Origin of the sequence: Rhodoferax sp. GW822-FHT02A01, assembly GCF_038784515.1 — a bacterium.
Classification (GTDB): Bacteria; Pseudomonadota; Gammaproteobacteria; order Burkholderiales; family Burkholderiaceae_C; genus Allorhodoferax.
In genome coordinates this window covers 128,207-141,240 of record NZ_CP152376.1, presented here as the reverse complement: position 1 = coordinate 141,240, position 13,034 = coordinate 128,207, and the positions used below count along the sequence as shown (strand labels likewise).

At 57.7% G+C, this 13,034-nt stretch carries 15 protein-coding genes, 1 tRNA gene and 1 pseudogene; 8 read left to right on the top strand and 9 right to left on the bottom strand.

Going from position 1 to position 13,034, the window contains the following annotated elements:
* Positions 1 to 44 precede the first annotated feature (44 nt).
* The 6 genes from rfbC to AAGF34_RS00615 form a co-directional block, all read right to left on the bottom strand.
* Positions 45 to 587, bottom strand: a complete 543-nt coding sequence (gene rfbC / locus AAGF34_RS00640) for a dTDP-4-dehydrorhamnose 3,5-epimerase (protein WP_342618708.1) — start codon at positions 585 to 587, stop codon at positions 45 to 47.
* Complete coding sequence (rfbA, locus tag AAGF34_RS00635; protein ID WP_342618707.1) at positions 587 to 1,498, bottom strand: glucose-1-phosphate thymidylyltransferase RfbA; 912 nt, start codon at positions 1,496 to 1,498, stop codon at positions 587 to 589. The genes rfbC and rfbA overlap by 1 nt, the downstream gene beginning before the upstream one ends.
* Positions 1,499 to 1,508: 10 nt before the next feature.
* Positions 1,509 to 2,417 (bottom strand): dTDP-4-dehydrorhamnose reductase, encoded by a 909-nt coding sequence (gene rfbD, locus AAGF34_RS00630; protein WP_342618706.1) that lies wholly within the window; start codon positions 2,415 to 2,417, stop codon positions 1,509 to 1,511.
* Positions 2,414 to 3,499, bottom strand: coding sequence for a dTDP-glucose 4,6-dehydratase (gene rfbB / locus AAGF34_RS00625; protein ID WP_342618705.1), 1,086 nt, complete (start codon positions 3,497 to 3,499; stop codon positions 2,414 to 2,416). Before rfbB ends, rfbD begins: the two co-directional genes overlap by 4 nt.
* Before the next feature lie 75 nt (positions 3,500 to 3,574).
* Positions 3,575 to 3,651, bottom strand: a tRNA-Pro gene (locus tag AAGF34_RS00620).
* A gap of 27 nt (positions 3,652 to 3,678) precedes the next feature.
* Positions 3,679 to 4,707: a polyprenyl synthetase family protein gene (locus AAGF34_RS00615; protein WP_342618704.1), complete on the bottom strand. Its 1,029-nt coding sequence runs from the start codon at positions 4,705 to 4,707 to the stop codon at positions 3,679 to 3,681.
* 105 nt (positions 4,708 to 4,812) lie between these two features.
* On the opposite strand from AAGF34_RS00615, the gene rplU reads away from it, so the two are divergent.
* The 4 genes from rplU (at position 4,813) to proB (ending at position 7,816) form a co-directional block, all read left to right on the top strand.
* The gene (gene rplU, locus AAGF34_RS00610; protein ID WP_342618703.1) at positions 4,813 to 5,124 is read left to right on the top strand and encodes a 50S ribosomal protein L21; all 312 of its coding nucleotides are present in this window, start codon (positions 4,813 to 4,815) and stop codon (positions 5,122 to 5,124) included.
* Positions 5,125 to 5,136: 12 nt separating this feature from the next.
* Entirely contained in the window at positions 5,137 to 5,394 is a 258-nt protein-coding gene (gene rpmA / locus AAGF34_RS00605; protein ID WP_342618702.1) for a 50S ribosomal protein L27, read from the top strand.
* Positions 5,395 to 5,535: 141 nt separating this feature from the next.
* On the top strand, positions 5,536 to 6,618 hold the full coding sequence (gene cgtA, locus AAGF34_RS00600) for an Obg family GTPase CgtA (protein WP_342618701.1): 1,083 nt from the start codon (positions 5,536 to 5,538) through the stop codon (positions 6,616 to 6,618).
* Positions 6,619 to 6,679: 61 nt separating this feature from the next.
* Positions 6,680 to 7,816, top strand: coding sequence for a glutamate 5-kinase (gene proB, locus AAGF34_RS00595; RefSeq protein WP_342618700.1), 1,137 nt, complete (start codon positions 6,680 to 6,682; stop codon positions 7,814 to 7,816).
* Positions 7,817 to 7,827: 11 nt separating this feature from the next.
* Here proB and AAGF34_RS00590 read toward each other — a convergent pair whose 3' ends face one another.
* Both AAGF34_RS00590 and AAGF34_RS00585 read right to left on the bottom strand, forming a co-directional pair.
* A complete protein-coding gene (locus AAGF34_RS00590; RefSeq protein ID WP_342618699.1) occupies positions 7,828 to 8,355 on the bottom strand; it encodes a CNP1-like family protein in 528 nt (175 codons plus the stop codon).
* Positions 8,356 to 8,458: 103 nt separating this feature from the next.
* Positions 8,459 to 8,977, bottom strand: a pseudogene (locus tag AAGF34_RS00585) (RNA pyrophosphohydrolase); the annotation flags it as partial.
* 103 nt (positions 8,978 to 9,080) lie between these two features.
* On the opposite strand from AAGF34_RS00585, the gene AAGF34_RS00580 reads away from it, so the two are divergent.
* Both AAGF34_RS00580 and AAGF34_RS00575 read left to right on the top strand, forming a co-directional pair.
* Positions 9,081 to 10,823: a proline--tRNA ligase gene (locus AAGF34_RS00580; RefSeq protein ID WP_342618698.1), complete on the top strand. Its 1,743-nt coding sequence runs from the start codon at positions 9,081 to 9,083 to the stop codon at positions 10,821 to 10,823.
* On the top strand, positions 10,820 to 11,467 hold the full coding sequence (locus AAGF34_RS00575) for a transglycosylase SLT domain-containing protein (protein ID WP_342618697.1): 648 nt from the start codon (positions 10,820 to 10,822) through the stop codon (positions 11,465 to 11,467). The genes AAGF34_RS00580 and AAGF34_RS00575 overlap by 4 nt, the downstream gene beginning before the upstream one ends.
* 4 nt (positions 11,468 to 11,471) lie before the next feature.
* On the opposite strand, the gene grxD is transcribed toward AAGF34_RS00575, so the two are convergent.
* Positions 11,472 to 11,798 (bottom strand): Grx4 family monothiol glutaredoxin, encoded by a 327-nt coding sequence (gene grxD, locus AAGF34_RS00570; protein WP_342618696.1) that lies wholly within the window; start codon positions 11,796 to 11,798, stop codon positions 11,472 to 11,474.
* Positions 11,799 to 11,928: 130 nt separating this feature from the next.
* Here grxD and AAGF34_RS00565 point away from each other — a divergent pair, with 130 nt between their 5' ends.
* Together AAGF34_RS00565 and AAGF34_RS00560 are read left to right on the top strand one after the other, a co-directional pair.
* Positions 11,929 to 12,405: a peptidylprolyl isomerase gene (locus tag AAGF34_RS00565; protein ID WP_342618695.1), complete on the top strand. Its 477-nt coding sequence runs from the start codon at positions 11,929 to 11,931 to the stop codon at positions 12,403 to 12,405.
* Between the two features lie 119 nt (positions 12,406 to 12,524).
* Positions 12,525 to 12,980 carry a molybdopterin-dependent oxidoreductase gene (locus AAGF34_RS00560; RefSeq protein ID WP_342618694.1) on the top strand — a complete coding sequence of 152 codons (456 nt, stop codon included), beginning with the start codon at positions 12,525 to 12,527 and terminating at the stop codon, positions 12,978 to 12,980.
* The last annotated feature ends 54 nt before the right edge of the window (positions 12,981 to 13,034 follow it).

The window sequence follows — 13,034 nt, the reverse complement described above, 5'->3', positions numbered from 1 at the left end:
TGGCCCATTGTTGCAGGATTGCACTATCGCAGGCAGATTGGACACTACAAAGCTGCGTCGGCAAAGCTTGCACCGTGCAAGTCCTTTTGCGAGAGCAATGGCGTCAGCCCATTGAGCCGCCAGTCGATGGCCAGTGTCGGGTCGTTCCAGATGATGCAGCGCTCTTGCTCCGGCGCATAGTAGTCGGTGGTCTTGTAGAGGAACTCGGCGGTGTCTGAGAGCACCACAAAGCCGTGGGCCAAACCGGCCGGAATCCACAGCTGACGCTTGTTGTCCGCACTCAGTGTTTCTCCAACCCATTGACCATAGGTGGGCGAGTCCTTGCGGATGTCCACTGCCACATCAAACACTTCTCCTTGCGTTACCCGCACCAGCTTGCCTTGCGGGTTTTTGACCTGGTAATGCAGACCCCGTAACACGCCCTTGGCCGACTTGGAGTGGTTGTCCTGCACAAACTGCGTCTTCACCCCGGTAGCCTCTTCAAACATCCGGTGGTTGAAGCTCTCGAAGAAGAATCCCCGTGCGTCCCCGAACACCTTGGGTTCAAGCAGCAGTACATCGGCAATTGCCGTTTTCGTTACCTTCATCAATACACCTTTTCCGTGAGCAGTCGCAGCAGGTATTGACCATAGCCCGTCTTGGTTAGCGGTGCGGCGAGTTTTTCCAGCTGGGCATTGTCAATCCAGCCATGGCGCCACACCACCTCTTCCGGGGCTGCGACCTTCAGCCCCTGGCGGTTTTCAATGGTGTAGATGAACTGGCTGGCCTCCAGCATGGATTCGTGGGTGCCCGTGTCCAGCCAGGCATAGCCCCGCCCCATGGTCTGCACATCGAGCTGGCCCTGGTCCAAGTACATCCGGTTCAGATCAGTGATCTCCAGCTCACCGCGCGCGCTGGGTTTGACCTGTTTGGCCAGACTGACCACCTGCTCGTCATAGAAGTACAGGCCCGTGACCGCGTAGCGGCTCTTGGGCGCTTGGGGTTTCTCCTCCAGGCTGATGGCACGCCCCTGCGGGCTGAATTCCACCACGCCATAGCGCTCCGGGTCATTGACCGCATAGGCAAACACGGTGGCGCCGGTGGTTTTCTGGTTCGCGCCCTTGAGCAGGGACGCAAGGTCGTGGCCGTAAAAGATGTTGTCTCCCAGCACCAGGGCGCTGGGTGCCCCGGCCAGGAACTGTTCGCCGATCAGAAAGGCCTGGGCTAGTCCGTCGGGCGAGGGCTGCACCGCGTACTGGATCTTGATGCCCCACTGGCTGCCGTCCCCCAAGAGCTGCTCAAAGCGCGGTGTGTCCTGCGGGGTGGAGATCACCAACACTTCGCGAATGCCCGCCAGCAGCAGCGTGGTCAGCGGGTAGTAGATCATGGGCTTGTCGTAGATGGGCAGCAACTGCTTGCTCACCACCTGGGTGGCTGGATACAGCCGTGTGCCCGAGCCACCGGCCAGGATGATGCCTTTGCGGGCTTTGGACTGGGCTGGTGTTGTCGTGTTGGTCATGTTCTTGTTCCTACTTCCCTGATATCTCTGTGAGCATGCGCCCCACCCCCGCCTGCCAATGGGGCAGGGTGAGATTGAAGGCGTCCTGCAGCTTGGCTGTGTTCAGGCGCGAATTCCGTGGCCGTTTGGCCGGTGTGGGATAGTTTTGTGTGCTGGTCGGGGCAACTTGTTCGGGGCTCGCCTTGAGCACGGTGCCCAAGGCCTGTGCCGTTTGCAGCACAAAGCGGGCATAGCCATGCCAGGTGGTCTCTCCGCTGGCTACGCAGTGGTACAAACCCGCCAGCTCAGGCCTACTTTGCAGGTTGCGAGTGGCATGCGCTGTCACGTCAGCCAGCAGCTCGGCCGATGTGGGAGCCCCAAACTGGTCGTCGATGACGGTCAGCGTCTCGCGCTCAGAGGCCAGGCGCAGCATGGTCTTGGCAAAGTTGCCACCGCGAGCTCCGTACACCCAGCTGGTGCGCAGGATCAGGTGTTTGGGATTGTTGGCCGCAACAAGCTGCTCACCTTCCAACTTGGTTGCACCATACACACTCAATGGACCCGTTGCATCGGTCTCCGTCCAGGGCGTCGTGCCACTGCCGTCGAATACGTAGTCGGTGGAGTAGTGGATCAGCCAGGCACCCAGCTTGTGTGCTTCGGCAGCCAGCACGCCGGGAGCCAGGGCGTTGATGGTACGTGCCAGCTCTGGTTCGGACTCAGCCTTGTCCACTGCGGTGTGGGCCGCGGCATTGACGATCACATCCGGGCGCACTGTCTGTACTGTTTGTGCAAGACCGTCAAGATCGGTCAAATTGCCGCTCAGGCCTTGCAGGTTCTTCTTTGCATCCGAGCCCAGGACAACGACTTCGCCCAACACCGAGAGGCTTCGCTGCAGCTCCCATCCCACCTGGCCGTTACAGCCCAAGAGCAGGATTCTCATAGAGCGGCCGCAGCTTGGTCACTGTTGCCGTATTGGAGGCTCACCCAGTCACGGTAGCCGCCGCTTTGCACATTGGCAACCCACTCGGGGTTGGCCAAGTACCACTGCACGGTCTTACGAATGCCCGACTCAAAGGTCTCGGCTGGCTTCCAACCCAGCTCGCGCTCGATCTTGCCAGCATCGATGGCGTAGCGCCGATCGTGCCCGGGGCGGTCGGTGACAAAGGTGATTTGCTCGCTATAAGGCTTGCCGTCTGCTCTGGGGCGCAGTTCATCCAGGAGCGCGCACACGGTGTGCACGATCTCCAAGTTGGGTTTCTCGTTCCAGCCGCCTACGTTGTAGGTCTCACCGGGCACGCCCGCTTCGAGCACGCGGCGGATGGCGCTGCAGTGGTCTTTCACGTACAGCCAATCCCTGATCTGCTGGCCGTCACCGTACACGGGCAGCGCCTTGCCGGCCTGGGCGTTGACGATGATGAGGGGAATGAGCTTCTCGGGGAAGTGGAAGGGCCCATAGTTGTTGGAGCAGTTGGTGGTGAGCACCGGCAGCCCGTAGGTGTGGTGGTAGGCGCGCACCAGATGGTCACTGGCAGCCTTGGATGCCGAATATGGGCTGTTGGGCTCGTAGCGGTTGGTCTCTGAGAAAGCCGGATCGGTCTTGGACAAGGAGCCATAGACCTCGTCGGTGGAGACGTGCAGGAAGCGAAAGACTGTCTTGGCTGCTGCCTCCAAGCCGCTCCAGTAGGCGCGCACGGCTTCCAGCAGGTTGAAAGTGCCCACGATGTTGGTCTGGATGAATTCGCCTGGGCCCAGGATGGAGCGATCCACATGGCTCTCGGCGGCAAAGTTCAGTACGGCGCGGGGCTTGTAGTGCGCCAGCAGCTCATTCATCAAGGATGCATCGCCTATGTCGCCTTGCACGAAGATATGGGCGGGGTTGGAGGACACAGACGCCAGATTCTGCAGGTTGCCCGCATACGTGAGCTTGTCCAGGTTGACAACTGGCTCGCCCCCCTGGCCCAACCAGTCCAGCACAAAATTACTGCCAATGAAGCCGGCTCCGCCGGTTACCAGTATGGTCATGTCTTTTTCCCAGAATATCGCGGCATTGTCGCCTAAGCTGCCGAGCAATTTTTATTGGGAAATGACCAAACACCGTGGTCGGGGTGAGAGGATTCGAACCTCCGGTCTCTACGTCCCGAACGTAGCGCTTTACCAGACTAAGCTACACCCCGCGGTTTGAAGACAGTGGGAGACGAATCTCAGTGATCGCGCTCCAACAATTGGGTCGCCAATTGTATCAAACAGTCGGTGTGCGGGGCCTGGGGCAGGCGCTTGGCGGCCGAAATGGCGCGTAATGCCTCTTGACGTGCCGCGTTGCGGGCAACGTCCAAGGCGCCTGTCCTTTTGACGATGGAGACAATCAGTTCGAGCATGGAAAGGTCGCCGGTCTCGATGGCCTTCTTGATGGTTGCCGATTCCTCTGGAGTGCCACGCTGCATGGCGGCTATCAGTGGCAGGGTTGCCTTGCCTTCGCGTAAGTCGTCTCCCACGCTTTTGCCCATTACCGACGCATCTCCCGCATAGTCGAGCACGTCGTCAATGACTTGGAAGGCTGTGCCCAATGCTTGCCCATATTCTGCACATGCCTCTTCAAGCGCTGACTCAGCGCCCGCCAGAATTGCGCCAACGCGCGCACTGGCTTCAAACAGCTTGGCAGTCTTGGAGCGAATGACATGCAAATACCCCGCTTCGTCCAGTTCTGCGTTGTGCATGTTCATCAGCTGCATGACCTCGCCTTCGGCAATCACGTTGGTGGCATCCGCCAGTACTTGCATGATGCGCATGCTTTGGGCGTCCACCATCATTTGAAAAGCACGGGAGTACAGAAAGTCGCCGACCAGGACGCTTGCCGGATTGCCAAACGTGGCGTTCGCAGTGGCACGTCCACGACGTAGCGCCGAGTCGTCCACGACATCGTCGTGCAGGAGGGTTGCCGTATGGATGAACTCGACGACGGCTGCCATGTTGAATCGCTGTTCGCTGTCACAGCCCAGCGCGCCGCAGCACAGCAACAGAAGCGAGGGTCTCAGGCGCTTGCCTCCCGCTGTGATGATGTATTGCGAAACACTACCTACAAGGGGAACTCCAGAGTTGAGCCGCTGGGCGATGACGGCGTCCACCTGACGCATGTCGCCCTCAATGATGGAGAGTCCAGATGATGTGCTGCTTGGATTGACTTGCAAGACGATAGGCCGGTTGGTTGTGCGGCGATTATAGAAACTTGCCATGCTTCGAATCTGACATGACAGGCAAATTTGGAGAAAGTTGGCTTTAGGGCTATAATCTATGGCTCTGCGAAAATCCGTTCTCAGAGTCTAGATAAAGAGGTCAACATGTACGCGGTCATAAAAACCGGTGGCAAGCAATATCGGGTTGCTGCTGGCGAAAAAATTAAAGTAGAACAGATTGCTGCGGACGTAGGCCAAGAGATTGTTATTGACCAGGTTCTGGCTGTCGGAAACGGCACCGAGCTGAAGGTTGGTACGCCCTTGGTGTCCGGCGCAACGGTTACTGTCACTGTAGTGGCACACGGCAAGCACGACAAAGTGCGCATTTTCAAGATGCGTCGTCGTAAGCACTATCAGAAACGTCAAGGGCACCGCCAGCAGTTCACAGAGCTGCAAATCGGCGCGATTGCAGCATAAGGAGCAAGGGTCATGGCACAGAAAAAAGGCGGCGGCTCTACGCGAAACGGGCGCGATTCCAAGCCCAAGATGCTCGGTGTGAAGTCCTACGGTGGTGAAGTGATCAGCGCTGGCGCGATCATTGTTCGTCAACGTGGTACCAAGTTCCATCCCGGCACCAATGTCGGTATCGGCAAGGATCACACCTTGTTTGCACTGGTAGACGGCACTGTGTCGTTTGCGGTCAAGGGTGCTTTGAACAAGCACACAGTGAGCGTCACTGCTGCTTAATCTGCAGCAAGCTCACCCCAAAAACCCTGCGCTTTCCAAGCGCGGGGTTTTTGTTTTCAGCCCGCCCTGTTTAACTCCGTTGCGCGAAGTTAAGCTCCTACGCAATCCGCAAGCGGGTTGCAATTTGGGAAAATAGCCACCATGAAGTTCGTTGACGAAGCCTATATCGATATCTCTGCTGGAGACGGCGGAGCGGGGTGCGTCTCGTTCCGGCATGAGAAGTACAAGGAATTTGGCGGCCCTAACGGTGGGGACGGTGGTCGTGGCGGCCACGTCTTCGCAGTTGCCGATCCCAATCTCAACACCTTGGTGGACTACCGCTTTGCGCGCCGATATGACGCCAAGCGCGGAGAACATGGCATGGGCTCCGATATGTTCGGCGCTGCAGGCGAGGACATCACCCTCAAAATGCCCGTTGGAACCATCATCAGCGATGCCGAAACCGGAGAAGTGCTGTTTGAGCTGCTGGTTCCCGGCGAGGTCATCACTATTGCGAAGGGTGGTGATGGTGGCTTTGGCAATCTGCGCTTTAAGAGTGCCATCAACCGCGCACCACGTCAGAAGACCCCAGGTTGGCCAGGGGAAAAGCGCAATCTCAAGCTGGAACTGAAGGTTTTGGCAGATGTCGGCCTGCTGGGCATGCCCAATGCGGGCAAGTCCACTTTCATCACAGCGGTTTCGAACGCGCGCCCGCGCATCGCGGATTACCCGTTTACGACCTTGCATCCCAATCTAGGCGTTGTACGGGTGGGGCCCGAGCAGAGCTTTGTCGTGGCCGACTTGCCCGGACTGATTGAAGGTGCGGCAGAGGGCGCCGGTCTGGGTCATCAGTTCCTACGGCATTTGCAGCGCACCCGTTTGCTCTTGCACATTGTGGACATTGCGCCGTTTGATGAGGGTGTGGATACCGTCAAACAGGCCAAAGCCATCGTCAATGAGCTAAAGAAGTACGACGAAAACCTGTACAAGAAACCGCGCTGGCTGGTACTCAACAAGGTGGACATGCTGCCAGCCGAAGAGCGAGAGGCCCGCGTCAAGGATTTCATCAAGCGCTTCAAGTTCAAGGGGCCGGTGTTTGAGATCTCTGCGCTCACACGCGAAGGCTGTGAGCCACTGATCAAGGAAATTTACAAACACGTCAAAGCCCAGCAGGTGGCCGAGCAGCCGCATGTAGAAGTAGATCCCCGATTTACGGACGTTCAGGCCGATCCTGCCAAGTCTTAAATCCAGCCAGGCGTGCGCGCCTGAGACTTTCTGAAGCCCACGTCCCAGCCAGCACAGAAAAATGACAAAGAAATCGCAATCTTCCGTACTGCGTAAAGCCAGGCGCGTGGTGGTCAAAGTGGGCTCCAGCCTGGTGACCAACGATGGTCAGGGCCTGGATGAACAGGCCATAGGCGAGTGGTGCCGTCAGATCGCGCATCTGATCCGTGACAAGCGTGAGGTGATCATGGTGTCCAGCGGCGCCATCGCCGAGGGCATGAAGCGGTTGGGGTGGAGTACCCGTCCCAAGGCTGTGCAGGAACTTCAGGCGGCCGCAGCGGTTGGTCAAATGGGCCTGGCGCAAATGTACGAAACCAAGTTGCGCCTCAACGAACTGGGCAGCGCCCAAGTGCTGCTCACGCATGCGGATCTGGCGGATCGCGAGCGCTACCTCAATGCGCGCTCCACGTTGTTGACCTTGCTGAAGCTGGGTGTGGTGCCGGTGATCAATGAAAACGACACCGTAGTCAACGATGAAATCAAGTTTGGCGACAACGATACGCTGGGCGCACTGGTTGCCAATCTGGTGGAAGCTGACGCGCTGATCATCCTGACGGACCAAAAGGGCTTGTATACCGCGGATCCTCGCAAAGACGCCAACGCCCGCTTTGTCCACGAGGCCAAGGCAGGAGACGCTGAGCTGGAACGGATGGCTGGTGGTGCCGGTTCCAGCATTGGACGCGGCGGCATGATTACCAAGATTCTGGCCGCCAAGCGTGCAGCCGGCTCAGGGGCTTCTACCGTCATCGCCTGGGGCCGTGAACCAGATGCATTGATACGGTTGACCGCTGGCGAGGCCATCGGTACCTTGTTGGTTGCGCAAACGCAGAAGACCCAGGCACGCAAGCAATGGATTGCAGATCACCTGCAATTGCGCGGTGCGGTTGTGGTGGATGCAGGTGCCGTCGTCAAGCTGCGTGATGAGGGCAAGAGCCTGTTGCCCATCGGCATGGTACAGGTGGAGGGCGATTTTTCGCGCGGCGACGTCATCGCGGTGCGTGACGACGCAGGCTTGGAAATCGCGCGCGGCCTGGCGAACTATTCCAGTGCAGAAGCCCGCATCATTTGCCGAAAACCCTCTTCACAGATTGAAAAGCTGCTGGGTTATGCGGCAGAGGCCGAAATGCTGCACCGGGACAATCTGGTGATCACCAAGTAATTTGGTCGGCCTTACTGGCCACGCATTGAAGGCCCAACTCGGACACGCGCTGTAAGAGCGGCAATGATTTCGCTTTTTGAAGTGGCAAGCCTGTTCAGGCAGCCGCCCTGGCGCGCAAAAGCCAGCGAGATTCCAGAGGGCAAATTGTCACTCACGGGCTTCCAGGTTGGGGACGCAAGAGTAGTCCACGTTCCCGATGAGCCCAGCCGTGCATACATCTTTACCTCGTCGGTTGTACAGCGAATTCCTTCGTACAAAGCACTGGTGGTGCCGGTCGTATTGGTGATGACCAACACATAGCGAACGACACCGTCAGTTCCCACAACAATGCTGTTGGGATCTGCTCCCACCTTGACGGTCATATGCAATGGCAAGTCAATTGGTATCAAATGTTCTTTTGAAAATGCTGGCGGTGGAGGCGCTTGTTCTTCCACCCATTCATCTTCTTCGGTCACCTTGGTAGTCTGAGCCAGGCTGTTAGTGCTGAGCAATGTGAACGAAAACATCAACGTCCAGGTTGCAAGGACCTTAAGTTTCATGCGAGTCCGATACAGGGTTTCCGGTCCCGCCTTGGGTGTCACCCATGGAGCCGGTTGAATTGTTGGAGATTGGCAGCGCATTGCCCTGTGCGGGCAATTCCTGCTCCCTGGGTCTATGCCCATGGCGTAAATAGCGATTGCGGGCGTCATGGCGCGGCAAAAACCGGGCGAGCTCGGTCAACGCCATTTCGTAGACACCACGCTTGAATTCGACCACGGCCTCCAGCGGAACCCAGTAGTCATTCCAGCGCCACGCGTCAAACTCCGGATGGTCGGTCGCGCGCAGGTTCAAATCCCAGTCGTGGCCGGTGAGTTGCAGCAAATACCAGATCTGCTTTTGGCCCTTGTAGTGGCCACGTGCATCGCGTCGTATGTACCTGTCTGGCACCTCATAGCGCAACCAATCTCGGGTACGGGCAACTATCGCAACATGCTCCGGATGGAGTCCGACTTCTTCGTGCAATTCACGGAACATGGCCTGCTCGGGGGTTTCGCCCCGGTCAATGCCACCCTGCGGAAACTGCCACGAGTGGGTTCGTATGCGCTTGCCCCAAAATACCTGATTTTTATGGTTGAGCAGGATGATGCCGACGTTGGGGCGAAAGCCGTCCCGGTCAAGCATAATCAAACCCCAATTCTTAAACTTCGTTCATTATGCACAGCAAGCGGCGTGCATCAAGTGACGAAGTGCCCTAGCAGCCTTTGAAGTTGATCGAGTAGTTGTCATGAAAGCCTCCCAGTTCCTCATTTCCACCCTGAAAGAAGCGCCAGCCGATGCTGAGGTCGTCAGTCACAAGCTGATGACGCGGGCTGGGTTGATCAAGAAGCTGGGCGCAGGCATTTACAACTACATGCCCATGGGCCTGCGGGTGATACGCAAGGTGGAGGCCATCGTGCGCGAGGAAATGAACCGTGCCGGTGCCGTCGAACTGACCATGCCCGTGGTGCAACCCGCGGAGCTTTGGCAGGAGACCGGGCGATTTGAAGCCATGGGCCCGGAACTATTGCGTATCAAGGACCGGCACGAACGCGATTACGTGGTGCAGCCGACCAGTGAAGAAGTGGTTACCGATATTGCGCGTCAGGAAATCAAGAGCTACAAGCAGCTGCCCAAGAACCTGTACCAAATCCAGACCAAGTTCCGCGATGAGCGGCGTCCACGCTTTGGGTTGATGCGCGGGCGCGAATTTATCATGAAGGACGCGTACAGCTTCGACCGCGACCAAGACGCGGCCAAGGTGAGCTACCAGATTATGGCCAAGGCCTACCGCAGGATCTTTGACCGCTTTGGTTTGGTCTATCGTGCAGTAGCGGCCGATAGTGGCGCCATTGGTGGTGATCTGTCCGAAGAGTTCCAGGTGATTGCCGCCACCGGGGAAGATGCCATCGTCTACTGCCCGCAAAGCGAATACGCCGCCAATATGGAAAAGGCTGAAGCCTTGGCTCCCGCGGGGCCGCGCCCGGCGCCCGCCCAGACATTGGCAAAAGTGGCCACGCCTGGCATGAGCACTTGCGTTGATGTGGCAAATTACTTGAAGTTGCCGATCGAAAACTCCCTGAAGTCTCTGGTGGTTGCAACAGACACCCGTGATGAAAAGGGTGAAATCGTCAAATCCCAGGTCTGGTTGCTGCTGATTCGCGGCGATCGCAGCATGAATGAGATCAAGGTGGGCAAGGTGCCTGGACTGGCAGGTTTCCGTTTTGCAACTTTGGCCGAAATCGATGAGCATTTTGGCTGCGAACCGGGGTATTTGGGACCGGTTGGCTTGAAGAAGCCTTTGCGCGTCGTGGCAGACCGGGAAGTCGCGTTGATGTCGGACTGGATCTGCGGTGCCAATGAGGTGGACTACCACTTGAGCGGCGTGAATTGGGGGCGTGATCTGCCCGAACCGGATGTGGTGGTCGACCTGCGCAATGTGGTCGAAGGGGATCTGTCGCCGGATGGCAAGGGCACCTTAGCCATCGAGCGCGGCATTGAAGTGGGCCACGTCTTCTATTTGGGAACCAAATACAGCCGTGCCATGAACGCCACGTTCCTGGACGTCAACGGCAAGCCGCAGTTCATGGAAATGGGTTGCTATGGCATCGGCATCACCCGTTTGCCGGCAGCAGCCATCGAGCAGAACCACGACGAGCGCGGCATCATCTGGCCGGATGCCATTGCGCCTTTCACGGTCGTTTTGTGCCCCATCAGCCCGGATCGCTTCCCTGACGTCAAGGCAGCGGCTGACACGCTTTATGAGGAATTGCTGGCGGCCGGTGTGGACGTGATTCTGGATGACCGCAACGAGCGCCCTGGCGCCATGTTTGCCGATTGGGAGCTGATCGGTGTGCCCCATCGGGTGACGCTGGGTGATCGTGGTCTGAAAGAGGGTGTGGTGGAGTACCAGCACCGCCGAGACAAGGCTGCAACCAATGTCGCCGTCGCTGAAATCGTGGAGTTGATCCGGTCACGTTTGAAGGCATGAAGCCAGACGCACAGGCGCTCGGCCTGGGTCGTCGCCGATTGCTGCAATATTTGGCCGCGCCGGGTTTAGCCGGTCTTGGACGGGTGGCGCACGCGGGTGGGCAAATCGAAGAACCCTTGGCAGACGCGGTTCGCAATGCACTGAGTGCAGCAGTTGCCAGCGGCGAGCCGCCTGAGCCGCCGTTTTCCAGCACCGAGGCCAAGATGCATTACCTGCGCTGGAAGCTAGAGATGAATGAACGCCTGGTGGCGCGTCGGTCCGACCTCAGGACCCTGCAGCAGCGAACGGAGTTTTTGCAGACCCTGTGGTACGACTGCAAACGTGCCCGCCTGGATATAGCCCTGGTGTTGGGGCTGATTCAGGTGGAGAGCAACTTTCGCCAGTACGCGGTCAGTAGCGTGGGTGCGCGGGGATACATGCAGGTGATGCCATTCTGGACGCGCAGCATTGGAGATGGCGACGCCAACAGCCTTTTCATGATGAAGGTGAACCTGCGCTTTGGCTGTGTGATCTTGCGTCACTACCTTGACCTGGAGCGCGAAGACCACTTCATGGCGCTGGGGCGCTATAACGGCTCGCGCGGCAAGGCAGCGTATCCGGATGCGGTGCTGGGAGCCAAGCGGCGCTGGGAGTTTGCCGCCTGAATCCTCAGGCCGGTTTGGACGCCAGAGTCTGGGCCAGTTCGCCAGACTCGTACATCTCCATCATGATGTCGGAGCCGCCAATGAACTCGCCCTTGATGTAGAGCTGCGGAATGGTGGGCCACTGGCTGTATTCCTTGATGCCCTGACGGATTTCATCGTCTTCGAGCACGTTGACGGTCTTGATGGACTTGGGGTCCACGCCACAGGCTTTGAGAATCTGGATTGCGCGACCGGAGAAGCCACATTGCGGGAAACTGGCCGTGCCCTTCATGAACAGCAGGACTTCGTTGGATTTAACCAGTTCATCAATACGGTGTTGTGCGTCACTCATGTCAAAAACCTCAAATGGATACAGAAGCGAATTATCCACCTTCGCACATTGGGAGGGATGCCGTCGGCGCATGCTGCCTAGTTCAAGAGGGTTTTTGTCGATAATGCCCCATCCACTCACCCCCAATCTTATGAAAATCGAAAAAAACTCGGCAGTTACCCTGCGCTATACGGTTTCCGAAATCACCGGCAAGCTGCTGGAAGAAAGCAAAGAGCCCATGTCTTACCTGCATGGCGGCTATGGCAACACCTTCGCCAAGATCGAAGAGGCATTGGAAGGCAAAGAAGCGGGGTATCAAGCGACGATTGAGCTTCAACCGGAAGATGCCTTTGGCGCCCGCAATGAAGCGCTCCTGCAGACCATTCCAAAGAAGCAGTTCCCGCCCGGCGTCAAGATCGGCGGTCAGCTGGAAGGCCGTGACGAAAGCGGTCACACCATCGTGTTTACCGTCCTGAAGATCAAAGGTGATACGGTCTACTTGGACGGAAACCATCCTCTGGCTGGTAAGCCACTGCGCTTTGGACTGAAGGTTCTGGAAGTACGGCCCGCCACAGAGGAAGAAGTGGCCCACGGACACGTGCATGGAGCCCACGGTCACCACCACTGACGTTATGTAAGCTTTCCGGTGTAGAGTTTGGCCTTTCCGATTTTATCAAAAAGGCCGTTTTTATGATTTCAATGCTTTTTCGCATTTTTGTCCTTTGTGGCATCAGTGTGGTTCTAAGCATGGCACTTCCTGCGGCCGCGTTGCAGCCTGCCAAAAGCAAAGTCGTATTGACGCTTTCCGGCAATGTCGGCGAAAAGAACGCGCCCAATGCAGCGGTGTTTGACATGGAGATGGTGGAGAAGCTGCCGCAGCGCACGTTTACCACCATGACGCCGTGGGATAAGCAGCCTATCGCGTTCACCGGACCTTTGTTGCGCGATGTGCTGGCGGCCGCCAAGGCCTCCGGCACCCTTTTGAAGGCAGTTGCACTGAATGATTACCAGACATCCGTGCCGTTCGAGGACGCGCAGAAGTTCGATGTGATTCTGGCCCACAAGATGAATGGCAAGAGCATTCCGGTCAAGACCAAAGGCCCCTTGTTCATCGTCTATCCCTACGACTCTAATCCAGAGCTTCGCTCTGCCATCTATTACGAACGCTCGGCCTGGCAGCTCAAGTCACTGACGATCGAATAGACCGGCGATGTATGGCGGCAGAAATAACCGGGGCTTTTTGCTCTGGCTTGCGTT